Annotated in this window: 21 protein-coding genes and 2 pseudogenes; 14 read left to right on the top strand and 9 right to left on the bottom strand. The window is 65.0% G+C overall.

The window, feature by feature from the left end:
- Positions 1-28 precede the first annotated feature (28 nt).
- Together ACFFIC_RS18980 and ACFFIC_RS18975 are read left to right on the top strand one after the other, a co-directional pair.
- Entirely contained in the window at positions 29-238 is a 210-nt protein-coding gene (locus ACFFIC_RS18980; protein WP_377053230.1) for a hypothetical protein, read from the top strand.
- Between the two features lie 6 nt (positions 239-244).
- Positions 245-397 (top strand): hypothetical protein, encoded by a 153-nt coding sequence (locus ACFFIC_RS18975; protein WP_377053228.1) that lies wholly within the window; start codon positions 245-247, stop codon positions 395-397.
- A gap of 92 nt (positions 398-489) precedes the next feature.
- Here the strand turns inward: ACFFIC_RS18975 and ACFFIC_RS18970 are convergent, their stop codons facing one another.
- Both ACFFIC_RS18970 and ACFFIC_RS18965 read right to left on the bottom strand, forming a co-directional pair.
- Positions 490-957 (bottom strand): YsnF/AvaK domain-containing protein, encoded by a 468-nt coding sequence (locus ACFFIC_RS18970; protein WP_377053226.1) that lies wholly within the window; start codon positions 955-957, stop codon positions 490-492.
- 65 nt (positions 958-1,022) lie between these two features.
- A protein-coding gene (locus tag ACFFIC_RS18965) for an IS3 family transposase (RefSeq protein WP_377053224.1) occupies positions 1,023-2,191 on the bottom strand; the annotation gives its coding sequence in 2 pieces (ribosomal slippage) (positions 1,023-1,927 and positions 1,927-2,191; 1,170 coding nt in all).
- A gap of 168 nt (positions 2,192-2,359) precedes the next feature.
- Between ACFFIC_RS18965 and ACFFIC_RS18960 the strand changes: the two genes are divergently transcribed.
- The 5 genes from ACFFIC_RS18960 to ACFFIC_RS18940 all read left to right on the top strand — a co-directional run bounded on the left by ACFFIC_RS18960 (position 2,360) and on the right by ACFFIC_RS18940 (position 8,956).
- On the top strand, positions 2,360-3,673 hold the full coding sequence (locus ACFFIC_RS18960; protein WP_377053222.1) for a sensor histidine kinase: 1,314 nt from the start codon (positions 2,360-2,362) through the stop codon (positions 3,671-3,673).
- Between the two features lie 179 nt (positions 3,674-3,852).
- A complete protein-coding gene (locus ACFFIC_RS18955) occupies positions 3,853-4,113 on the top strand; it encodes an AbrB/MazE/SpoVT family DNA-binding domain-containing protein (RefSeq protein ID WP_377053220.1) in 261 nt (86 codons plus the stop codon).
- Complete coding sequence (locus ACFFIC_RS18950; RefSeq protein ID WP_377053218.1) at positions 4,110-4,457, top strand: type II toxin-antitoxin system PemK/MazF family toxin; 348 nt, start codon at positions 4,110-4,112, stop codon at positions 4,455-4,457. The genes ACFFIC_RS18955 and ACFFIC_RS18950 overlap by 4 nt, the downstream gene beginning before the upstream one ends.
- Before the next feature lie 227 nt (positions 4,458-4,684).
- The gene (locus tag ACFFIC_RS18945) at positions 4,685-6,997 is read left to right on the top strand and encodes a hybrid sensor histidine kinase/response regulator (RefSeq protein ID WP_377053216.1); all 2,313 of its coding nucleotides are present in this window, start codon (positions 4,685-4,687) and stop codon (positions 6,995-6,997) included.
- Between the two features lie 225 nt (positions 6,998-7,222).
- Positions 7,223-8,956: a methyl-accepting chemotaxis protein gene (locus ACFFIC_RS18940; protein WP_377053214.1), complete on the top strand. Its 1,734-nt coding sequence runs from the start codon at positions 7,223-7,225 to the stop codon at positions 8,954-8,956.
- Between the two features lie 145 nt (positions 8,957-9,101).
- Here ACFFIC_RS18940 and hmpA read toward each other — a convergent pair whose 3' ends face one another.
- Positions 9,102-10,367, bottom strand: coding sequence for an NO-inducible flavohemoprotein (hmpA, locus tag ACFFIC_RS18935; protein WP_377053212.1), 1,266 nt, complete (start codon positions 10,365-10,367; stop codon positions 9,102-9,104).
- 135 nt (positions 10,368-10,502) lie between these two features.
- On the opposite strand from hmpA, the gene ACFFIC_RS18930 reads away from it, so the two are divergent.
- Both ACFFIC_RS18930 and ACFFIC_RS18925 read left to right on the top strand, forming a co-directional pair.
- Positions 10,503-10,976, top strand: a complete 474-nt coding sequence (locus ACFFIC_RS18930) for an Rrf2 family transcriptional regulator (protein ID WP_377053210.1) — start codon at positions 10,503-10,505, stop codon at positions 10,974-10,976.
- A 201-nt stretch (positions 10,977-11,177) separates the two neighbouring features.
- The gene (locus ACFFIC_RS18925) at positions 11,178-11,561 is read left to right on the top strand and encodes a response regulator (RefSeq protein WP_377053208.1); all 384 of its coding nucleotides are present in this window, start codon (positions 11,178-11,180) and stop codon (positions 11,559-11,561) included.
- A gap of 16 nt (positions 11,562-11,577) precedes the next feature.
- Here the strand turns inward: ACFFIC_RS18925 and ACFFIC_RS18920 are convergent, their stop codons facing one another.
- Positions 11,578-12,555 (bottom strand): sensor histidine kinase, encoded by a 978-nt coding sequence (locus tag ACFFIC_RS18920; protein WP_377053206.1) that lies wholly within the window; start codon positions 12,553-12,555, stop codon positions 11,578-11,580.
- A gap of 468 nt (positions 12,556-13,023) precedes the next feature.
- Here ACFFIC_RS18920 and ACFFIC_RS18915 point away from each other — a divergent pair, with 468 nt between their 5' ends.
- Positions 13,024-13,698, top strand: coding sequence for an N-acyl amino acid synthase FeeM domain-containing protein (locus tag ACFFIC_RS18915; protein WP_377053204.1), 675 nt, complete (start codon positions 13,024-13,026; stop codon positions 13,696-13,698).
- 244 nt (positions 13,699-13,942) lie between these two features.
- On the opposite strand, the gene ACFFIC_RS18910 is transcribed toward ACFFIC_RS18915, so the two are convergent.
- Genes ACFFIC_RS18910 through ACFFIC_RS18900 form a run of 3 tightly spaced genes read right to left on the bottom strand, consistent with a single transcriptional unit; the run spans position 13,943 to position 16,372 of the window.
- Positions 13,943-14,944, bottom strand: coding sequence for a YsnF/AvaK domain-containing protein (locus ACFFIC_RS18910; protein WP_377053202.1), 1,002 nt, complete (start codon positions 14,942-14,944; stop codon positions 13,943-13,945).
- A complete protein-coding gene (locus tag ACFFIC_RS18905; RefSeq protein ID WP_377053200.1) occupies positions 14,941-15,390 on the bottom strand; it encodes a DUF2382 domain-containing protein in 450 nt (149 codons plus the stop codon). Before ACFFIC_RS18905 ends, ACFFIC_RS18910 begins: the two co-directional genes overlap by 4 nt.
- A gap of 40 nt (positions 15,391-15,430) precedes the next feature.
- On the bottom strand, positions 15,431-16,372 hold the full coding sequence (locus ACFFIC_RS18900; protein ID WP_377053198.1) for a hypothetical protein: 942 nt from the start codon (positions 16,370-16,372) through the stop codon (positions 15,431-15,433).
- A 463-nt stretch (positions 16,373-16,835) separates the two neighbouring features.
- On the opposite strand from ACFFIC_RS18900, the gene ACFFIC_RS18895 reads away from it, so the two are divergent.
- The 3 genes and pseudogenes from ACFFIC_RS18895 to ACFFIC_RS18885 form a co-directional block, all read left to right on the top strand.
- On the top strand, positions 16,836-17,966 hold the full coding sequence (locus ACFFIC_RS18895) for an IS110 family transposase (protein ID WP_377053196.1): 1,131 nt from the start codon (positions 16,836-16,838) through the stop codon (positions 17,964-17,966).
- Positions 17,963-19,193 (top strand): annotated as a pseudogene (locus ACFFIC_RS18890) (IS3 family transposase). Before ACFFIC_RS18895 ends, ACFFIC_RS18890 begins: the two are co-directional and overlap by 4 nt.
- A gap of 40 nt (positions 19,194-19,233) precedes the next feature.
- A pseudogene (locus tag ACFFIC_RS18885) lies at positions 19,234-19,440 on the top strand (Tn3 family transposase); the annotation flags it as partial.
- 135 nt (positions 19,441-19,575) lie between these two features.
- Here ACFFIC_RS18885 and ACFFIC_RS18880 read toward each other — a convergent pair.
- Positions 19,576-20,145 carry a hypothetical protein gene (locus tag ACFFIC_RS18880; protein ID WP_377053194.1) on the bottom strand — a complete coding sequence of 190 codons (570 nt, stop codon included), beginning with the start codon at positions 20,143-20,145 and terminating at the stop codon, positions 19,576-19,578.
- Between the two features lie 55 nt (positions 20,146-20,200).
- Complete coding sequence (locus tag ACFFIC_RS18875) at positions 20,201-21,160, bottom strand: FitA-like ribbon-helix-helix domain-containing protein (RefSeq protein ID WP_377053192.1); 960 nt, start codon at positions 21,158-21,160, stop codon at positions 20,201-20,203.
- Between the two features lie 220 nt (positions 21,161-21,380).
- Between ACFFIC_RS18875 and ACFFIC_RS18870 the strand changes: the two genes are divergently transcribed.
- Positions 21,381-22,397 carry a P63C domain-containing protein gene (locus tag ACFFIC_RS18870; protein WP_377053190.1) on the top strand — a complete coding sequence of 339 codons (1,017 nt, stop codon included), beginning with the start codon at positions 21,381-21,383 and terminating at the stop codon, positions 22,395-22,397.
- Positions 22,398-22,751 lie beyond the last annotated feature (354 nt).

Raw genomic sequence — 22,751 nt, 5'->3', positions numbered from 1 at the left:
CCTTCGGGGCTGCTTCGCGATGAGAGTGATGGAAACAGCCCTGGCCGACATCCCGCGCGCGTCCGAACTGGACAACACGCTCGCTTTCTTGTGGGAGGCCTACACCTTCATCTCCCGCCGCTGCGACCGCTTGGGCAGCGAATTGTTCCGCATGCGCATCATGCTGACGCCTGTTGTGTGCATGCGCGGGGCGGCGGCAGCGCAGTTCTTCTACGAGGACGATCGCTTCACCCGCTAGGGAGCCATGCCGCAGACCACGCTCCGGCTGCTGCAGGACAAGGGCAGTGTGCAGAGCCTGGACGGCGCCGCGCACCGGCATCGCAAGGGGCTGTTCATGTCCCTTATGACGCCCGACAGCGTCGCCCGGACCGCCGACCTGCTGGCAGGCCGCAAATAGCGATCTCCGCCGCCTGCATGCTGGCGTGATCGCTGTCGGTCAGGGCACAACAAGTGCGGGCGGGGAACTGCTCCCCGCCCGTTCGGCCCACCTCAGCTAGTCGCACGCCCGCGGGCCGTCGGCTTCTTGCTGGGCTGACGGATCTCCACCTCATCGCGGCGGACGGTTTCCTTCACCGTCTCCACGTACTGGGTGCGCTCCGTCCGCACAACGATCTCCTCGCGCAGGCGGGCCCGCTTGTTGACCACGGGCACCTCGGAGGTCTCGACCACCTCGACCGTCATCTCGGTGAGGATCTCGCCCGTGATCTTGTCGCTGACCGGACGGCGGCGCTCGACCACGATCCGCTCGCTCTGTAGCGTCACCTGCTCCTCGACTTCGCTCTCGACGACGTAGCGCCGGATGCGGGCCGTGCCGCGGTTCTCCGTGCGCTTGGTAACCTCGAGCACCTCCTCACCGAGAGGGATGACTTCCTCCTGACTGCTGGAGGCTTTGGCGCCGGACTGAGCGGGCGCACGGCCCTGCTGAAGTCCCTGCAACGCACCAGCCCAGGGCCACATGAACATGTCAGTGAAGGCGCTGGACGAAGGGTGACAAGCCCCCACGAGGTGCACCGGGTCGGATGTTAATGGCGCATGGGGAGGAGCTGGGCTGAGGCGTGGGCGGTGTGACCGTGTGGTGGCCTGCCGAGGTGCGTCAGGACGACCTCTGGCGCGGGCGGTCGGTAGCGCAGCGAGGAGTGCGGGCGGACGGTGTTGTAGTGCCGTCGCCATTGCTCGATCAGGACCTTGGCTTCGGCGAGCGTGTTGAACACCTCGGCGTTGAACAGCTCGTCGCGCATCTTGCCGTTGAAGCTCTCCACGTAGCCGTTCTCCCAAGGGCTGCCGGGCTCGATGAACGCCGTCTTGGCACCCACGCCGGTGATCCAGCCCTTCACAGCCGTGGCGGCGAACTCGGGCCCGTTGTCCGACCGAACATGGCCGGGCGTACCGCGCAGGATGAACAGGTCGGACAGCACGTCGATGACGTCGGCGGCCCTGAGTTGTCGGCCCACCCGGATGGCCAGGCATTCGCGGGTGAACTCGTCCACGACATTCAGCATCCGGAACTTGCGCCCGTCCCGGGTGCGGTCCTCCACAAAGTCATAAGCCCATACCTGGTTCGGGCGCTCCGGCCGCAGCCGCACGCAGGAGCCGTCGTTGAGCCACAGCCGACCACGTTTAGGCTGCCGGGCCGGTACCTTCAGGCCCTCACGCCGCCAGATACGCTCCACGCGTTTGTGGTTGCACCGCCAGCCCTCGGCCCTGAGCAGCGCGGTGATCCGGCGGTACCCATAGCGCCCGTACTGCCGGGCCAGGTCGATGATGCTCTCGGTGAGCGCCACCTCGTCGTCGGCCTGCCTCGGCGCCTTCCGCTGCGTCGAGCGGTGCTGCCCCAGCACCTTGCAGGCAAACCGCTCCGAGACGTCCAGTTCCTTGGTGACGTGCTCGACGCAGGCGCGACGACGGGCGGCGCTCACCAGTTTCCCGAGGCGGCTTCCTTCAGCACCAGCTTCTCGAGCGTCAGGTCCGCCACAGCTTTGCGGAGCCTGCCGTTCTCCTGCTCCAGCAGCTTGAGGCGCTTCACCTGGTCCAACTTCAGGCCACCGTACTCGCTTCGCCAGCGGTAGTAGCTCTGCTCCGTCACCCCGATCGTGCGCACTGCCTCAGCGGCGGTCTTGCCCTGCGCCAGCAACACCTCGACCTGCCGCAGCTTGGCGACAATCTCCTCCGGCTTGTGGTGCTTTCTCGTCATTCCAACACCCTCCACGGTTCCGCCGGGCTCACTCTACCGGCGGACCGCTTCTACGGGGGAAGGTCAGGTGCTTAATCGTACTAACGACAACAGCTGTTGGGTTATTTCGGCCTTGGTGCGCGCATCGTCTTCGCCGTGCTGAAACCACCCCGGTGACAGGAGAGGACCGTGCCACCAGGACGCGAAAACAAGCGCGTACAAGTTGTCTTTGGGCAGGCGCCCAAGTGCACCGAAGCAGCGTCTCGGAGCGCGATTGCCGAAGATCTGCAGCAAAAGCTCAGCAGTGTCGCAGTGCGGCTCTCTGCGAGGGAGGCTGAACTGGGCGGCATTCGGGAGGAACTCCGCCTCTCCCTCGATGAGGCGCGGCTCCTGGCCGAGAACCTCGAAGCCGCCAACACCGCGCTCACCCGGGCTAATGCTGAGCTTGAGCAGCGGGTAGCCGGAAGGACGGCCGAGTTGCAGGCGGCCAACACCGCGCTCCGGGCGAGCGAGGAGCACATGCGCCTCGTCTTCGAGAGTGCGACCGAGTACGCAATCCTTACCCTGGACCTTGGCGGCCTCGTCACGAGCTGGAACTCGGGGGCGCAGCGTATCCTAGGGTACGAGGCGGACGACATCCTGGGCCAAGCCGCGGCCGTTATCTTCACGCCGGAGGACCGCGCCGCAGGCGTACCCGACCTTGAGATGTGCCAGGCCGCCGAAGAGGGCCGCGCCCAGGACGAACGCTGGCACCTGCGCGCCGACGGCTCCCGCTTCTGGGCGGCCGGAATGATGATGCCGTTGCTTGGCGACGAGGGGGAGCTGCGAGGCTTCCTCAAAATTCTGCGCGACCACACGGAGCGGCGCCACGAGGAGGAACGCCGCGCGCTGCTGCTTGGCGAGTTGGACCACCGGGTCAAGAACATGTTCGCCACGGTACAGGCCGTGGCGGCGCAAACGCTGCGACAAGCGGGGGCACCTGACAACCTTTACGCCGATTTCGATGCGCGCCTCCGAGCACTTTCCCGCTCGCACGACATGCTGTCGCGAGGCGGGTGGGAGGGCGCGCCACTGGGCGAGATCGTTGAACGGACTCTGGAAGCCTACGCCAAGGACGGCAAGGCAGGGCGCGTTTCGATCGGCGGCCCACCTATCTTGCTGCCGCCGCACGTTGCCGTGGCTGTCAACCTGGCTCTGCACGAGCTGGCAACCAACGCTGCAAAGTATGGGGCCCTGTCGGCATCTGGCGGCCGGATTGAGGTGTCGTGGGAGTTGGAGCGTCAGGCTGCGGGCGAGGTGCCGGTGGTCGTGGTTCTCTGGCGCGAGCGCGGCGGGCCGCCGGTACGGCCGCCTGAACGCCGCGGCTTCGGGTCGAAGCTGTTAGAACGTGCCATGCCGCACGAAGCCGGCGGCGAGGTCACGCTCGACTTCGCGCCAGACGGGGTCGAGTGCCGCATGCGGTTGCCACTCGTCCCGCCGCCCGAAAAGGACGGCACGCCGTGACGGGACCAGGGCAATGGTGGGAGGAAGGAATGGAAGTCCACCAGGATATCTGGCGGCTTGAACCTGCCGGGGGCGTGGGGCCGAGGCCGATGACTTCCAGCCACGGAGAGAGGCACGCGAAGGGACTTGTCGTTCCTGCCTTTGTCTCTACTGTATATCCTGTGTTCTAGGAGGTATCTATGCCGGACGTTGTGACCAAGCCGAGCAAGGTGGCCCAGTGGGGCAACAGTGCCGCGGTCCGCCTGGCGGCCGCGACCCTGGAGACGGCGCATTTCCGCCTTGAGGATCCGGTCGATGTGATCGCCCGGGACGGCGAGATCGTCATCCGCAAGCAACGCCCTCGCGTGACCATGGCGGAGTTGCTGGCCCGCTTCGACCCGGAGAAACACCGGCACAGCCTGCAGTTCGATGTCGAGCCCGCGGGCACCGAAACACAGTGATCCGAAATCCCTATGTCCCAGACCGCGGCGACATCGTGCTGCTCGACTTCTCGCCGCAGGCTGGAACCGAGATGAAGGGCGAGCACCGCGGCATCGTCCTGTCGGAGAAGGCGTTCAGCGTCGCTACTGGCTGGATGGTGGTCTGCCCCGTCACCAGACAGCTGAAGGGTTCGCCGTTCGAGGTGGCCATTCCTCCTGGCCTCAAGGCCGTGGGATGCGTGGTCGCCTCCGAGGTGCGAACCGTCGACTATCTTGAGCGTCGCGCCAAGTTCCTGGAGCGTGCGCCCATCAGCCTGCTCCAGAACGTTCAGGCCATTGCCTGCGCGACCATGGGCTGCAACTGACAGGCAGCGTGCTCCGGTGCGGTGCCATGGAGGGCGGCTGGGTATCAGTACCGTTGCCAGAATGATTAGCCTGGGAGGCGCTCAGGCATCTGTGTGGTCCCTAGGCTTCGTGGGTGATTTGTCGCCCTGCTTTCCGCAACCCTCCTGCCATTGGTGCCGACATCTTGGATATGCCTAGCTTCCCCGGGCCGGAGCTATCCACGGCCGTTACTGGCCGTAGTCGCCCGGTGCGCTGGCATCTCGCGGCCCTGGCCGCAGCCCTCGCGTTGCCGATCCTGGGCTTCGTCGCCACCCTGCTCTGGCGCGTGTCCGTTGCCGAGCGCGACCGCCTGGAAGGAGAGGCGCTGAACACGGCACGTGCTGCGTCTGTTGCTCTTGATCGCGAACTGACCGGCCTTGCGTCAGCGCTCAACGTCCTTGCCCTTTCAGCCTCGCTGCAGGAGGGCGATCTGGCGGCCTTTCACCGCAAGACAGTTGATATACAGGACCGCCTGGGTATCTCGGCTGTTCTGCGCGACCGGACGGGTCAGCAACTCGTCAATGTGCGCTCGCCTTGGGGCGCACCGCTGCCAAAGGCGAACCTGCCCGAGCCAGAGCCGGAGATGTGGCGGAGCGGGCGCCCGGTTGTTTCCGACCTGTTCGTCGGTGCGGTCGCCAGGACGCCCCTTTTCGCCGTCCAGGTGCCGGTTACCCGGAAAGGGATCGATGCGCCCGATATCCTCAGCCTAAGCCTGCCGGTGGAGCGCATCCGACAGGTCATCCTGGATCAAAGGCCACCTGCTGGTTGGATCGTGGCCGTGGTCGATGGCAATGGCCTGATCGTTGCCCGCAATGACCGACACGAGGAGTTCGTTGGCAAGTCAGCCACGCGTGACCTCCTGGAGAATACCCGCTGGCGCGAGGGGACGTGGCGCGGAACCACGGCCGATGGGGCTCGTATTTTTGGTGCGTACTCGCGCTCCGAAGTCTCGGGTTGGCGCGTCGCGGTTGGCGTACCCGATCGGCTTTTTGCCGCCCCCCTGCGACGCTCGCTCTGGATCCTCGGTGGGGTGGGCGTGGCGCTCGCCGTCTTGTCGCTCCTGCTCGCGCTCGTCTTCGGAAGGCGGATCGCGGCACCGCTGCAGACACTGGCTGAACAAGCCCTCGCTCTCGGCCGGGGCAAGGAAGTCCGACCGGTCGTGACCTCCGTTCGGGAGGCAGCGCGGGCTGGTGAGGCTCTCGCCGCCGCATCCTTTGAGTTGCGCAGGCGCGAGGAGGAGTTGCGCAACCTCAACGAGGTACTTGAAGCGCGAGTGGCTGAACGCACGCTTGAGCTGACCGAAGCCAACCAGCATCTTATCGCGGCCGCGGCTGAGCGCGAAAGTGCCGAGGCACAACTCCGCCAGGCGCAAAAAATGGAGGCGGTCGGACAGCTCACCGGTGGGGTAGCGCACGACTTCAACAATCTTCTCACCGTCATCGTGGGCAATCTGGGGATGGCGCGGCGCCGCCTTGGTGAGGACGGGGACAACCGCGTCGTGCAGGCCATCGCGGGAGCGCTCGAAGGCGCCCGGCGTGCCGCCGCACTGACGCAACGCCTGCTCGCCTTCTCGCGCCAGCAGCCCCTTGCGCCGGAGCCAGTCGATGCGAATCGGCTGGTTTCCGGCATGTCGGACCTGCTGCGCCGCACGCTTGGCGAGGACGTCGCGATTGAGACCGTGCTGGCCGGCGGGCTGTGGCGCGCCCAGGCCGACCCGAACCAGTTGGAGAACGCGCTGCTGAACCTCGCGGTCAACGCACGTGACGCCATGCCCAAAGGTGGCAAGCTCACCATCGAAACCAGCAACACTTATCTGGATGAGGCCTATGCCGTCTCCCGCCAGGAGGTCTGTTCAGGCCAGTACGTGGCGATCTGCGTCTCTGATACGGGGATGGGCATGTCGCCCGATGTCGTGGCGAAGGTCTTTGAGCCATTCTTCACGACAAAGCCGATCGGCAAGGGGACGGGCCTCGGGCTCTCTCAGGTCTATGGCTTTGCCAAGCAGTCCGGTGGGCACGTCGCGATCTATAGCGAGTTGGGGCAGGGGACCACCGTCAAGCTTTATCTCCCGCGGTTGCGGCAGGCGGTCATCGAGAGCACCCCTTCTGCCGCAAAGCCATCCGAGCTTTCTCTCCCTGCTGGACGGGGTGAGACCGTTCTGGTGGTCGAGGACGATCAGATGGTGCGCGACTTCGCTGTCGCGGCACTGGAAGAAGCCGGCTACCAGGTTGTAGCAGCGCCGGAGGGACCATCGGGGCTCGCGCTACTGGATGCGCACCCGGAGGTCGCACTGCTGTTCACCGATGTGGTGCTGACAGGAAGCATGAACGGGCGCGAGGTGGCCGACGCGGCCGGAGCACGGCGACCTGATCTGAAGGTGCTGTTCACCACGGGGTACACCCGAAACGCGATCATCCATCACGGCCAGTTGGATGACGGTATCCACTTCCTGGGCAAGCCCTACACGGCCACGGCCCTGACAACCAAGGTACGCGAACTTCTGGATGCCCCAGGCCGGTAATGGCGTATCACCCCAGGCTGGAGCAGGATGGGGAACAAGGCGCTTCGGCAGAGCCACCGACAAAGCAAGGCGTCAGATTGGTTCGGCGTTCCTATTCCCGACCATTATGCTCGGACATTCAACAATATATTAACACTGCGATCACATCTTGGCTCCGGCTCACCCCGGAAAAGTCCAGGAACCCCCTTCATGCCTACTGCTCAGCCCAGCTCGGAACCCCGTGGTGTGATCGGTCTTGCCCGACCATTCCATTCCTTACGGAACCGTGCGGAGAACATTGGCATCGTTCCGCGCCTGCTTGTGGCCTCGCTCCTGGCCATCGTGGTTGCCGTCGCCGCGGTGCAGGTTTGGACGCTGCGCAACGTCCGCGAGGCGCAGATGCAGTCGGCCCAGGAGGCACTGGCCACTAACTTCGCCGTGCTCCGGGACGCCCTGCGTCCTCTGGGCAGCGAGTGGCAGCTGCGAGAGGGACGCCTGACCCTGGGCGGCCAAGCGATCGAGGGCCGCGACGAGCTGGTAGACCGGGTGCGGCAACTGGCCGGAGGCAACGCCACCATCTTTGCCAACGACACCCGCATCCTCACCAATGTCGTGGCGGCTAATGGTACCCGTGGGACCGGCACCAGGCTCGGGCCGGGTCCCGCACGCGACGCGGTGATCGGGCGGGGGGAAACCTACCGCGGTGAAGCCATGATCCTGGGTGTTCCCCACCTCACGATCTACGAGCCAATCCGCGATGCGGCAGGCGAGCGGATCGGCATCCTTTACGTCGGGGTGCCGCTGACCGGCGTCGAGGCCACGATGAGCAAAATTGTACGGGAAAGCCTGCTTGCCGGGTTGATCGTCATCCTCGTGGTCGGAGCCCTGCGGTGGTACGCGCTGCGCTCCTCGCTCCGGCCACTCCACGCCCTGGCCCAGGCGGTGCGTGGGATCGCCTCTGGTGACCTTGACCGGCCGGCGCCCTGCGCCAAACGGACCGATCAGTTGGGCGAGATCGGCCGCGCCATTGAGGTGCTGCGCGAGAGTGCGTTGCAGGGACGCGGTCTGGAGGCTCAGGTCCAGGCTGACCGCGCCGCGCGCGATCGCCGCCAGGAAGCTATGGAGCGCTGCACGCGGGACTTCGGCACCTCCGTGTCGGGTGTGCTGGTCAGGCTCGGAGCTTCCGCCGAGGACATGCGCGGTGCCGCTGGCCAGATGGCTGAAGCCGCTGAGCGCACGCGGGCAGACATGACGAACACCGCCGCCGATGCCGAGACATCATCGCAGAGCCTGGCGACCGTGGCGGCCGCCACGGAGCAACTGACCGCCAGCGTTGGTGAGATCTCCCGTCAGGTGGCGAATGCCGCTCAGGGCACGCAATCGGCAGTAGAGCAGGCGCGCGTCACCGCCGCCACGGTGCGCGGACTAAGCGAGGCGGCCAGCCAGATCGGTGAGGTGGTGCGACTGATCTCCGACATCGCCGGGCAGACCAACCTGCTGGCCCTGAATGCCACCATCGAGGCCGCACGGGCAGGCGAGGCTGGCAAGGGCTTCGCGGTGGTGGCAAGCGAGGTCAAGGCTTTGGCGGCACAAACAGCCCAGGCCACCGGACGGATCGGCGAGCAGGTGGCCGCGATCCAAGCCGCCACGGGTGAGGCAGTAGAGGCTGTGCGCGGGGTGGCCACGGCCATCGATCAGGTCAGCGAGGTCGCGGGCGCCATCGCGGCGGCCGTGGAACAACAGGGCGCCGCGACGCGCGAGATCGCCGTCCAGGTGCAGCAGGTGGCCGAGACAACTGACGGAGCAACCCGCGCGATGCGTGGCGCCTCGGTTGCGGCTCAAGGAACCCAGGTGACCAGCAGGACGGTGCTGGGTTCCGCGGACGAGGTCGCCAGCATCTCCAGCACCTTGCACAACGAGGTGGAACAGTTCCTGGCAACCATGCGCACCACCCAGGACCACGCTACCCTGGCTGCCTAACTGTGGACAGGCATGGAATGGGTGCTCGTCGCGGGTTCCGTGCTGGTGATGCGCCCCTGAAGTTTGCTGTCCAAACTTCCCTATGGGAGGGCCGAGGAAGCGGGAGAGCCCTTCCTCGGCCCGACTCACTCCTGGGGCATGGTCACTACGCGGCCTGCCCCTGCAGCCTAGCATCGGGCGAGCCGGTAACGAAGGACGGGTCGGGTGCGAAGGCCTCGCTGTGCCGGCGGGCAAGCGGCACGCCGAGTTCGTCCAGCGCCTGCTCGGCCGCGGTCATGAAGCCGATCGGGCCGCAGTAAAAGAAGTCGGCGTCACCGGCCGGCAGGTACTGCCGGATCCTCTCGGCCGTGGTGCGGCCAACCGTGTCATAGTGCTCGCCCTGCACGTCCTCCGGGCCGATTGCTTCGTAAAGGATGACGCTGCGAACACCCGGGCGCTGGCGCGCCAGTTCGCGCACCCGCCCGGCAAAGGAATGCTGCGCGCGGGAGCGGGTCCCGTGGAGGAACACGACCTCACGCTTGGTATGGGCGACGAGGTGCTCGAGCATGGCGAGCACGGCCGTGATGCCAGCACCGCCGCTGATCAGCACCACCGGGCGCTCACTGGTCTCATCCAGCACGAAGTCGCCGACCGGGGCGTGCACCAGCAGGGTGTCGCCCTCCTGCACCGCCTCATGCAGGAAGTTGGATACCAGTCCTTCCGGAGCATCCTGCTCCGTTTCCGGCGCATCCTCCCGCTTGACGCTGATGCGGTAGTGGCGGCCATCCGGGGCATCGGACAGGCTGTACTGGCGGATCTGCTCGTAAGGCTTGCCGGGCGGACGGATCTTCACCGAGACGTACTGGCCGGGCTTGAAGGCGGGCAGTGGCACACCGTCGGCGGGCACGAGGTGGAAGGAGGTCATCACCTGACTTTCCGGCACCTTGCGCGTGACACGGAACGGCTTGAAGCCGGTCCAGCCGCCGAGCTGGGTCGAGGTCTCGGTGTAGAGGGCCTGCTCGCGCCCGATCATCACCTCGGCGAGCTGACCGTAGGCGGCGCCCCAGGCATCCAGGATCTCGGGCGTGGCGGCCGGGCCAAGCACCTCGGCGATGGCACCGAGCAGGTAATGGCCGACGATGGGATAGTGTTCGGGCCGGATCTCCAGGCTGACATGCTTGGTGGCAATGCGCTCGACCATGCTGCCGAGATTGCCGAGCCGGTCGATGTTCTCGGCATAAGCCAGCACAGAGGCGGCGAGGCTGCGGGCTTGACCACCCTCACCGCGCTGGTTGGCCGGATTGAAGAGGTTGAGGAGTTCGGGATGCGCCGTGAGCATGGCGCCGTAAAAGGTGCGGGTGATCGTCTCACCATGTGCCTTGAGGGCGGGAACGGTGGCTTTGATGATCTCGCGCTGCTGGTCGGACAGCATGGATGAGAGCTCCTCCTGAAGCGGCCGGTAACTGCCAGCCCGCACAAAAGGTATACGTGTCATACAGCTTATGCTGTCCCTTCCAAATGCTGGATCAGCTATGCATCTTATGCAGGCTTGGTTGGAGGAGAAGCGATGCGCCTGACGGTGTACACGGACTATTCGCTCCGCATGTTGATCTACCTTGCCGTGAAGGATGAGGGACTGGCCACCATCGGCGAGGTGGCCGACCATTACGGCATCTCGCAGCACCACCTCACCAAGGTGGCACACCAGCTTGGGTTAGCGGGCTTCATCGCGACGGTGCGGGGCAAGGGAGGCGGGCTGCGGCTGGCCCGCCCCGCACGGGAGATCGGGCTGGGCGCGGTGGTCCGACATACGGAGCCCGACATGGCCCTGGTGCCCTGCTTTGCCTCGGCTGAAGCTCCAGCAGGATTGCCTTGCCCTATCGTGCCGGCTTGCGGCCTGCGCAGCGTGCTGGATGAAGCGCGGCAGGCGTTCATGGCGGTGCTGGACCGCTACAACCTGGCCGACCTCGTCAAACAGCGGGCCGGACTGCAGGCGCTCTTGATGCTTCCGTCCGGTGGTTTTGTTCTCGGCCATGAGTGACACATGTTGGGAGTCGGCTTGGTGGTGGCGTGGAACTGAGAGATCACCCGAGCAGACGCGACTAAACCGCGAGCAGCCATGATGCCTCAAGATCAGGAGCTTTGTATCAATCCTAGTATTAAGAATCTTTCGCAGCAACGGAGGTTCCACTTCAGGGTTAACCCCTCCAAGCCGAGGTGAGGCAAAACCGCAAAGCGGTGGATGAACGAGATGGGGGCGGTGCGGGTTCTGCTGGTGGAAGACGAGGGTCTTATCCGGCTGATCACGGAGGAGTTCCTCCAGGAACACGGCTTCGAGGTGATCGAAGCCTGGAACGGCGACGAGGCCGCCCGGCTGCTGGACGGTCCTGACGGCTTTGATGTGCTGTTTACCGACGTCCGCATGCCGGGATCCCTCGACGGCGTGGCCCTGGCCGAGCACGCCCGGCGCCGCTATCCGAAGCTTCCGGTGCTGATGGTGTCGGGCTACGCGGAGAACCTGGTGAGCCGCCTCCGGGGTTTAGACCCGCCGATGGTTGTCATGGGTAAGCCCTACGACCTTCTGGCTGTTATAGACACCTTGAGGCACTTGACCGTGGGGTCGTAGAGCCACGCCCGTCCATCTAGACGGCCAGGCGTGCCTTGCTCATCCGCAGGGTGGCAACCATGCCGCTTGCCGGCCAGTCGAACGTAATGGCACCGCCCAGCTGACCCGACATGCTCCGAGTGACCAGCTTGCTGCCGTAGCCTATCGTGTCCATGGGAGCCGTCACCGGTGGGCCGCCCTGCTCAGTCCAGACCACTACCATCTCGCCGTCCTGGGCGGTGCACCGCACGTCCAACGTGCCGCTGGCGACTGACAGGGCGCCATACTTGATCGAGTTGGTCGCCAGTTCATGAACAACCAAGGCGAGGGTCGTGGCCGACGTACCCCCGACGCGCACCTCAGGCACGGAAACCCGAACACGGCCGCTCGCGGCCGCATCGTCGCTGTAGGGTGCCAGCAGGGCAGCCAGGAGATCACCCAGGAGTGCTGCCTTCTCCGCTGTCTGGCCAGGAGCAGGGCGGGCGAGATCATGGGCTCGCCCTAGCGCGGTCAGGCGCTGGGTCAGATCCCGCGCCATCTCGGTGGTCGTTGCCGCCGAGCGCGCCGCGATCGAGGTCAGGGCCGAGGCGATGGAGAACAGGTTTTTAACCCGGTGGCTCATCTCGCCGGCTAGCATCTCCCGTGCCTCCTCGGCCTGCTTACGCTCCGTGACATCGAGGAAAACCCCGAACATGATGCGGCCAACGATGCCGATGTCGTCACCCTGACCGCGTGCGGAAATGAAGCGCACTGCATCGTTGTGTAGGACGCGGAAATCGATCTCGTAGGGCCCGGCCATCGTTCGGGTCGACTGGAACGTCTTTCGAACTCGTTCCAGGTCCGCCGGGTGGATACGGCGGGACAGCTCCTCGAAGGTGACCGGGCCGTCCCGCCGCACCCCCCACAACTTGTGGGCGCGCTCATCGAGGGCGATCTCGTCGGTGTCGACGTTCCACGACCAGAGCGCGATTCCGGCCGCGTCGGTCGCGATGCGCAAGCGTTCGGCGTCCCACACCAGGGCGCTCGATCCTTCCCATGACACTTTGCTTGGATCCTCCACGTGAGGTCGGGGCTGCGGAACAACTTGCGTGGTTCGGCGCAGGCCTGGGCGGGTGAACTCTGTAGGATAAGACCAGCACGGGGGGGTGCTGGGGTTGTTTCCTTCAGAACATCAACGGGGCGTCTCTTGGGGGGCGAGGGGTGGCTGCAGCGCAGTATGCAGCCGCAATGCTTTGTTGAGCCAGCGGATCCGGAAGCAGCTTAGGAGAGAATAATTTATACCTTGTACATCCATAAGTTCAGGTGGGCGGTTCTGGCTTCAAGGGACCGCTCCAACGGCACGCAGGAATATTTTGCTTAGTTTTAACCCCATGTTCTTTCCGACAGAACGAAAGCTTCCGGATTCGCCGAGATTTTCAACTTTGCCTTGTCTATAGATGCAGTTCTGGTTTCATCACGCGGCCGTGAGGAAACGAGGCAGATAATGACGTCAGCGCGCAGTGGACTTCTGGACGCAGCCCGGGCCTTTGAGGTCACGATTGCCGACACCCCGGAGAAACTCCGCGCTGCCTATCGTCTGCGGCATCAGGTCTATTGTACGGAGCGCGGCTACGAGCCCAGCCAGGGCACGCTGGAAACCGACTGCTTCGACCTGCGCGCCGGCCACGCGCTGCTGACCCAGCGTAGTACTGGACGTCTTGTCGGCACGGTACGGATCATCGCTTCTTCGTCTACTGGTCTTGGCCTCGGGCTTCCCTTGGACAGTCTTTGCGAGCGCGCCGTCACTCGGTCGGTGCCACGGCACCGTACGGGCGAGATCAGCCGCTTCGCCATCTCGAAGAGCCTTCGCGACGTCAACGTTGATGGCATTCCACTCCGCCTCGGTCTCATGCGCGGGGTGGTCCAGCTAAGCGCTGAGATGGGCATCCAGCACTGGTGTGCCGTGATGGAGCATACGCTGCTTCGCCTTCTCCGTGGCAGCGGCATCCACTTCCAACCGCTCGGGCCGGCCGTCGAGCACCACGGCCTGCGTCAACCTTGCTGGGCTCCTGTGGGCCAGGTGCTGGGGCGTATGCGGCATGAGCGTCCCGACGTGTGGGACTACGTCACCGATGGTGGATCGCTGTGGTCAACAGATGTCCACACCGAAGCCGCCTGAAGCAGGCATCTGCTTGATGCCGATCTCGAGGTTGGGCACGGCGGTTGAAGCAACTCATCCCGTGCGGCCGAACAACGCGACGGCATTCGTGCCGATTACCAGCTTCAGTCTGTTCAATGGTTGGAGCTTCCTTGACTCCGGCGCCATCTGCGTCGGCACGGAACCACCTGATCACGCCCGATCGATTCAGATAAGACGGAGCGGAGGCACTGCCCCGCCCCGTCTCTAATCAAACCGAAAGCCTTCAGCGCTTGGTGGGGTTGGCACCGCTAATGTTGGTACCCAACGTCTTGTCCACGGCACGGCTTGCCGCCGTGCCGGGCGGGTTGCTTGTGGTGTCAGTCGTGCTGACGCTGCCCGCTACCGTGCCCTTGGTACCCGTGGTGTCGTCCACCTCGACCTCGGTGTGACGCACGGTGTCGTGGACTGTTTCGGTCCGCTCGGTTGTGTCCTTGCGGATCACCACCTCCTCGATGACCCGGGCTTCCTTGGCCACCACTGCCTGCTCGGCGTGCTCAGTGGCATCGATAACACGCTCGCGGAAGACGTCATCAGCATCGGTCAACGGCCGATCCACGGCGCGCCGTTGCACGTCCACGTGCTCCTCACGCAGCGTCACCTGCTCGGTGACCGGTGTTTCCACGATATAGGAGCGCACCCGCACCCGGCCACGCTCGGCATCCCGCTTGCCGACCCGGATCTGCTCCTCGACGATCGGGATCACCTCCTCGGCCCCGGTACGAGCTGTGGTCGAAGCAGCAGCAGGTGTGGATGTCGTGCTGGTCGTCGCAGCGGCGCCAGTCGCGACCACGCCCAAGCCAGGCATGGATGGAGAAGTCCCAACCGCAGCACCAGTCGCGGTGCCAGCTTGGTAACCTGTCCAACCGGACTGCTTCCACTCGGCTTCCTGAGAGTCGAGGTCCACGGCGCCGTTGTGCTCCAGGATGTCCATGGCCCGGTCGAGCATACCCTCGTCGACATCGGCCGAGACCACGACATTGCCGCGGCGGATGCCCTCAGCGTAGGCCGAGCGGTCCTCGTCGGGAACAAAGAGGTCCTTCAGCGAGGCCCAGAAGCCTGTGTCCTCCGTGGCAGCTCCGGAGGTAGCCACACCGGTCGAACCCGCCTCGGCGGCGTGCACCCGAACTTGGCCGCTCTCGAGGCCCAATTCGCGGGAGAGCTGGCTGACGGCCCTGTCGGCAGCGGTTCGATTGCTGAACATGGCGGTAATGGTGCGCGTCATCATTCATCTCCTTTGATGTTGGTATTTTGGTTGACCCTCTCGGAAGGCGAACTCACCTGTCCCGGGGTCAACCTTTCAACCGCGGCACGTTGCACCCGTCGCTTGACAGGCTGTGCCACGTGTTCCTCGCTGTCGATAAGGCGCAGATGGATCTCTTCCCGGAGAACCAGCCGCTTCTCGACCACCAGCACCTCCTCGACCACGGGGACGATGATCACGTCGCCCTCCTGGCGGGTTGCCGGAACCTCGCTCACCTCACGATCGACAGGCACGCGCTCGATCGCGGCGCGCCGGCTGCGTAGGGTCTCGCGGAGGATCTCCTCGACCGTTTCGGTGGTCAGAGAGACCCGGACGCGACCGGTCTCAACAGTCCGCTTGCCGAGACGGACAACCTCCTCGACCAGCGGGATGACCTCCTCGGTCGTTCCGAGCGCGAGGCGGTCATCCAAACCCGGTCCCAACCCGGCACTGGAAATAGAGGGAGACCGATCAGGCAACACGGGTGTTTCGGATCGTCAGGAGGTCACGGGTGCCGCGGCGGGCGCCGAGCACCGAGGCGATCGCACCTAGCAGCATGATTCCGAAGACGGCAAAGGCAGCCTTGGCGGCTCCGGAGGCAGCGGCGTCGGCCGCACTGCGCGCCTTCTCCTCAGCCTGCCGTGCCGCCTGGGTGGCCTGCTGTTCAGCCTGCTGCACCCGGGCCTGGGCATCCTGCGGACTGAGGTTGTACTCGGCCGCGACCAGTCCATTCAGGCGGTCGCGGTCGGGGGCCGAAAGCTGGCCATCGGTCACCCGCCGGGTTACCAGCGTGGCGATCTCGGCCTTGCGCTGATCCGAGGTCATGCTGGCCGGAGCCCCACCACCGCTGAGAGCGCCCTGCACCCGGTCCACCAGGCCTTGGGCCGCGTTCTGCAGCGTGCTGGTGCTTGTCCGGTTGGCTGCCTGCTGGCCGACGGCGGACACCGCTGAACCAGCCCCGCTCGCGACGCTGCTCACCAGACTGGAGGCGCCGGATGCGGCAGTGGAGGCGATGCCGGAAACCAGGTTGCCCAGCAGCACCGCCGAGATCAGGAAGGTGGTGCCCCACACCGCCAGGCCGTGCAGCGTGCCATCGGTATTGTCCGAGGTGCCCGACAGCCGGGCCGCGACATAGCCGCCAACGGCCAGCCCAATCAGGTTGGAGACCAGCACCCAGATGGCCGCACCGATCCCGAAGGAGGAGGCGGAGGGCGTATCTCGCGCAGCGGCATCGACCGTGGTGGCCCCAATCCCGGCACCCAGGGCGTTCAGCATCAGTCCGATCGTCAGCGCCACGACGGCACCGGCAATCACCGCGCCCCAAGATATGCGTGACGGGAGCGAGGGGGCGCCTTCGGGGAGGACTGCCGTTGTCGCGACGTCGTAGCCGCTTGTTGTCGTCTGTGTCGGCATGGAGAGGAGCCTTTGTTGTTAAGGGTTGTGATGGAGCAAGGCCCGAGTGGGTGGACTTCTCTGAGCGCGCAGCGGTTTGAGTTTCTGAATGCGCTTAATCTGTCCCCACTTTCGTAGGCTTGCCCGCGCCGGCGAATGCCTACCGCGAAACTCTCGCAGGCTTGCACATCGTCGCCTTCAGCATCCTTTTTATCAAGCGCGCCGCAGAAGTCGCTGTCAGGGAGTACTACCAAGTCCTCCGCTCCACGGTTGATCGAGACTGTGAGAGTGTTCGTGCCGCCCGGAAGGCCTGACCCGGAATGAGACTGACCTCGTGTCGTTGGGGTGATCTGTCGGTTTTCCGGGCGGCACCTGGCGGTCGAGCGGGATGTGACCTCATAGGAGCTTGAGGCCGCCCATCCCATCACAGTCCTGTCCGCTCGCGGGACCGTCGGGCCCCTCAACCCGTCAGGAGGCCCTTCCCATGAGCGAAGCTCTTCGTTCCCGCGAGGTCATCGTCGGCGTCGACACCCATAAACACGTCCATGCTGCCGTGGCGATCAACGAGCTCGGCGCGCGCCTCGGCGTCACGACGATCCCAGTGGGTGCCAAAGGGTACCGGGAGCTGGAGGTCTGGGCATGCTCACTTGGGGCTGTCCGCGCCTTCGGCATCGAGGGCACGGGCTCCTATGGTGCTGGCCTGTCCCGCTTCCTGCGCGCGCAAGGCCACGCCGTGCTGGAGGTCAATCGTCCCGACCGGCAGCTCCGGCGCCAGCAGGGCAAGAGCGACCCGCTCGACGCCGAGGCCGCCGCCCGCGCCGTGTTGGGTGGACAGGCGGCTGGTTTGCCCAAGTCGGGTACCGGCACAGCGGAGATGATCCGGCATCTCAAGGCCGCTCGCGACGGGGCGGTCAAGGCGCGGACGCAAGCCATGGTGACCCTCAAAGCCCTGATCATTGGCGCTCCATCGGCGCTTCGCGAACGGGTTCAGGGATTAAGCGGCAAGATGTCGCTCGTCCGCCACCTCGCTGCCCTGCGCCCCGGCCCGCTGACCTCGACCACGGCGTCGGCCAAGTTCGGCCTGCGCGCACTCGCCCGGCGCTGGCTGGCACTCGACGAGGAGATCAAGGCCCAGGACATCGAGCTCGGGCGCCTCACAGAGCAGCGTGCGCCCAACCTTGTCCAAGCGCACGGGATCGGCGCGGGCACAGCCGCCGAAATGCTACTGCTCGTCGGCGACAACCCCGAGCGGATCCGCTCGGAGGCCGCCTTCGCCAAGCTGTGTGGCGCATGTCCTATCCCGGCCTCGAGCGGCAAGACCAACCGCCACCGTCTCAATCGCGGCGGCAACCGCCAGGCCAATGCCGCCCTCTATCGGGTCGTTCTCACCCAATGCGCGGCCACCAGCCCACCCTCGAATACGTCCGCCGTCGCACCGCGGAGGGCAGGAGTACGCGCGAGATCGTCCGCTGCCTCAAGCGCTATGTCGCCCGGGAGATCTTTGGCCTTCTCTGCGTCGCACCAGCCCGGGCCGACACGCCTGCAAGCACCGCTTGACCGACATAGGAGCATCACCCCGCAAGCGGACGGTATCCGCAGACGGGGTGCACGATGACGACAGAAATGGTGGATGCCGCTGGTCCTGGGCGTGGCGGCCGGATGCCACGGGCAGCGCAAGCGGGATGCGGTGCTGCGGCTGCTCTGGGGCGAGGACCTGGAGACGGTCTCGCGGGCATTGGGTGTCACGGCCGCAACGCTGAGCGGCTGGCGCGACGCCTTCCTGGCGGCTGGCGAGGCGAGCCTGGCGACGCGGCCCAGTGACGGCGAGGCGCTGGAGAGCGAGCGGCTCAAAGCCAGGCTGGGCGAGATGCTGCTCGAGCGCGAGCTGCTGGAGGCCGAGGTCGCGGCCCTCAAGGGTGGCCGCCCTTTGGTCCGGCGGAAGTCACGGCCATGAGCCTGACGCTCTCGCCCAGCAGCGGCAGGCTCTATGGCCTGGCCCGGGTATGCCAGGTCTGGCGCGCAGCCCGGGCCACGATCTACCGGCACCGTTGGCCACCCCAAACGGAGCCACCCAGGCGACCGGGGCCGGTCGGGCCGATGCCGGATGAGGCGCTGCTGGAGACGATCCGGGCCGTCCTCGTGGCCAGCCCCTTTCATGGCGAGGGTCACCCGCAAGGTCTGGGCAAGGCTGCGCCTTCAGGGCGTCCGGACCTCCCGGCGGCGGGTGCTTCGGCTTATGCGCGAGCACGCCCTGCTCGCCCCGTGCCGGGTGGGCAGCCCGCGGGGGCCTCGCAACCACGACGGCACCATCATCCCTGACGCGGTGGACATCATGTGGGGCACGGACATGACCACCACCTGGACGGCTGAAGGTCAGGCGGCGGTGTTCGTCGCCATCGATCACCACAGCGCCGGGTGCGTCGGCATCCACGCGGCTCGGCGCGGCACCCGCTTCGAAGCGCTGGAGCCCCTCAGGCAGGGCGTGCGCCAGCATTTCGGCGGCTTCGCCAAGGGCATCGCGGGGAGCCTCTCGCTGCGCCATGACCACGGCAGCCAGTACATGTCCGACGCGTTCCAGGGCGAGCTGACCTTCCTCGGCATCGAGAGCTCACCCGCTTTCGTGCGGGCACCCGAGGGGAACGGATGCGCCGAACGCTTCATCCGCAACCTGAAGGAAAACCTCCTCTGGGTGCAGACCTTCGACACCGTCGAGCAACTCCGCCAGGCACTCCTCGAGTTCTGGCGCACCTACAACTCAACCTGGCTCATCGAACGCCACGGCTTCAGAACGCCGGACGCTGTCCGCCAGGATCAGCTTTCACCCGCAGCTCTTGCCGCATAGACTCCACTCAGGTGTCTCAACAACCGCGGGCGGTACACACTGGAACACCGTCTACCTCGACTAGGCCGTCTGGCACCTCCGGTCACAGGGCGTCAGCGTGCCCAACGAGTTGCTCGCCCACGTCGCCCCACTCGGCTGGGAGCACATCGCGCTGACCGGGGACTACGACTGGAACACCACACGACCTGCGGATGGGCTGCGCCCGCTTCGAGCAGTTCCCGAGCCGTTCACCCTCCGAGCCGCTTAGCGTGCAGTTTTGAGCAAACGGTCAGGTGACCCCTATTACCGGCGGGCCTGATCCAAACAACTCATTAGAGATGCATCCGTCAGACCCTTGGTCTTGTCCCCCTGACCAACGGGTTTCGTGCTGGGGAAACGGCGATTAGGACCGGGGCGTTAGGTCGCACTGGACCCGCATGGAGATCCGGGATGGCTGGTTGAGGCAGGTGATGGCGGCGTAGGGCCGGATGTCCACGCGCTCGCGGCCGATGTCCGGGGCGGCGTCGCCCCGCATCAAGCCGAAGGTGTCCGCCTCGCGCTTGGTGTCGTCCGCGGTGATGCGAGGATCCATGGTCATGAGCGCGTTCATGAAGAGGCTCACGAACGCCATCATGTTCGCCATCTCCTCCCGAGAGCCCGTCAGCCGAATCCCGGCCACTTTGCCACCGCTGGTTTCGATGAGGAGCCTGGTGCGAAGATTGAAGCGACCGTTGAGAAGGTTCATCTCCTTCATCGCGGCGACGGACTGCTGAAACGCCCGGTCTCCGAACGTGCAGGTCTGCACGTTGCGGGCCGTCTGGCACGATCGGATGGGGTCCCCGCCGTCAGCCCGCAGCGCCCGGTTGAGGCGCTCTTTGAAGGCGTCAGGCGTCATGTCGAAGGTCGCCGTCTGCGCGAGCGCGCCGCCAGCGGAGGCGGCGAGCAGGGCCGCCGCTACTAGGCTCTTCATCAATGGTCGCGCCTCCTGCGCGTGCTGTCGTGCTGCACCAGGGTGGTGGCGCAAGGCATCAACGCGGCGTCGACTGACCTTTCTCTTTCTCCATGTCTAGAAGACTCCTTACGGTCGCTTGCGCAGACTGGAAGCCTTTTCCGTAATGAGCGTAGCCTTTTCCATTTCCTGATGCGTCGGCATCGTCGCAATCGCGTGCGATCGGCATGGTCTGATACGCATCTGTAAAGTCTTCTTGCCAGAAGCTCTGGTAATGCGGCTGGTCCAACACCGCACCCGGGAATACCTCGCCGCGCCGCAAAGAATGATAAACATCCTCCGGCAGATCACGGCCGAACGTCCGGCGTCTGATATCGAAATTTTTTTCGATTGTCTTGAGAAGCTCCCACAGCTCGAAAAGCTGCCTTTCCCCGCTGGCACCAACACGGTTGCTCACATGCCAGTCGTCATAGAAGCCCTCATACCTCCAGGCCGATGTCTGCAAAATCACGGTAGCTTGTCCGATATCTCCCAGGCTCCGCACGAAGAAGATGTTCTGAGGATTCAGCGTTTTCACAATGTAATCCAAACTTGGATTTTCAGGCCCCTGCTCGCCTGGAAGGTGGAGACTACGGAGGCTGCGCTGCCTAAGATTAAAAGTTTCACCACGCCCGAATTTAAGCCATTCCGGATTCAGGCCGAAGGTTTTGGAAATCCGGTCCAGGAGATCGAAGGGCGCCTCATCCTCTGCGTGAAAGTAGGCCTCCAACCCACCCGCCGTGTTCAGGCCGAGGAGTTCTGCCATGCGCGGGATATCTATTCCGGACCGGCCACGATCTCCCCCGTTCAGCATCTGCACCAGCTTGTTGAGACGCTTCGCCACAGCATAGCGCTGCCGCTCAGGCCCGGTCGGCTCCGTGAGCGCGCTCTCCAGGATGCGCCGGTGTTCCTCTTCCGCCGTTCGGCCACTCTGGGCGGCCCGCACCTTCAACTCACGGCTGAAGAAGCCCACCACGTTTCGAAGTAAGAGGGATGCCATGACGCCACTCCTCAACCACAGCCACCAAGGCGGATAGAATTTCTATATAGCATATATATACCATCAGATCGGATGCAAGCGTCGGACGCATGAAAGTCGCCCTGGCTCTCGGCGTCCTCATTGCGCCCCCCTCCGAAGCTTGCTGAGCAAGCATCCTGTTTAGTGCTTGCTCAGCAAGCATGCTTGGTCTAGTGCTTGCTCAGCAAGCATAGGAACCAGCATGTCCGAGTCCCAGAAAAAGGGCGGTGTCGTTCGTGCCAAGGTGCTGTCGCCCACGGCCCGGCGCGCGATTGCCACCGCAGGCGCCCAGGCAAGGTGGGCAAAAGCCGATCCCAGTCGGGAAAAGCTGCCTCAGGCGATCTGCGGCTCTAACGAGCGGCCTCTTCAGATCGGAAACATTGCCATCCCAGCCTACGTGCTCGACGACGAGCGCCGGGTGCTGACGGTGTCCGGCATGTCCGATGGCCTCTCGATGGCGCGTGGTGGTTCGGAGGTGCCGGGCCTGAACCGATTCGAACTTTTCGTGTCTCGAGAACGCCTCCGCCCCTATGTGTCGGAGGAGCTCCGGGATCAGATCTCCAATCCGATCGTCTTTCTCACGCCGACCGGTAAGGCATACGGCTACGATGCCCAGGTCCTCGTCGAGCTCTGCGAGGCCATCCTGGCCGCCCGGTCAGACGGGAAGTTGCAGAAGCAACAGGAAGGCATTGCTCAGCGGGCCGAGATCCTGATGCGGGGCTTAGCCCGTGTCGGCATCGTTGCCCTGGTGGACGAAGCAACCGGGTACCAGGAGATCCGGGACCGCACCGCCCTGCGGAGCATTTTGGAGGCCTACATCGCCAAGGAATGGCTGCCGTGGACGCAGCGGTTCCCGTTGGAATTCTATCAGGAGATGTACCGCCTGCTCGGCTGGAAGCTTGATCCGACCAGCCGGGGCAAGCCGGGATACGTGGGCCGACTGACCAACGCTCTGGTCTATGACCGCCTCCCGCTTGGTGTTGTGGATGAACTGCGCACCCATAACCCGGTGGATCCCACCACCAGGCGGCGTCGGTTTAAGCACCACCAGTTCCTGACCGAGGACATTGGTAACCCTCACCTGGAGAAGCATGTCTCAAAGGTGATCGGACTTATGCAAGCCTCTGATAATTGGGGGGAGTTCAAGCGGCTGTTCCGCCGCGTCTTCAAGCCTGCGCGGGCTGCTGGCGACCGGCGAACCGTGAACATGAGCGACTGACTGTCGAAGCCGGCTTGGAGAGTGGAGCACGTCGCTCCACTCTCCCCTTGACGCTCAAACGAAAGTACCCTATATGTCGATTTGTAGCGCGGGGCGGAGATTACGCACGTCAAGCGCGATAGTACTCAAGGGCGCCTGCGGGCGCCCTTAGTCATTTAAGGGCTTGGCATGCAGCGCTCTGCCGTGTTTGTCGATGCGGGCTACCTTTTTGCCCAAGGTTCAGTCCTTCTGACAGGTTCCCGTCAAGGGCGCGAACTCCTCTCCCTTAACATCTCCAAGGTGGTTGAGGCCCTAAGCTCGACTTTGGCCATCAGTCTGCGTGGCAGATGGCGTAAGCCAGGGCGCGTTGCAGGA

The sequence above is a fragment of the Muricoccus vinaceus genome, assembly GCF_042433125.1.
Lineage (GTDB): Bacteria > Pseudomonadota > Alphaproteobacteria > Acetobacterales > Acetobacteraceae > Roseomonas > Roseomonas vinacea.
This window is presented reverse-complemented; position numbering and strand designations above follow the sequence as displayed.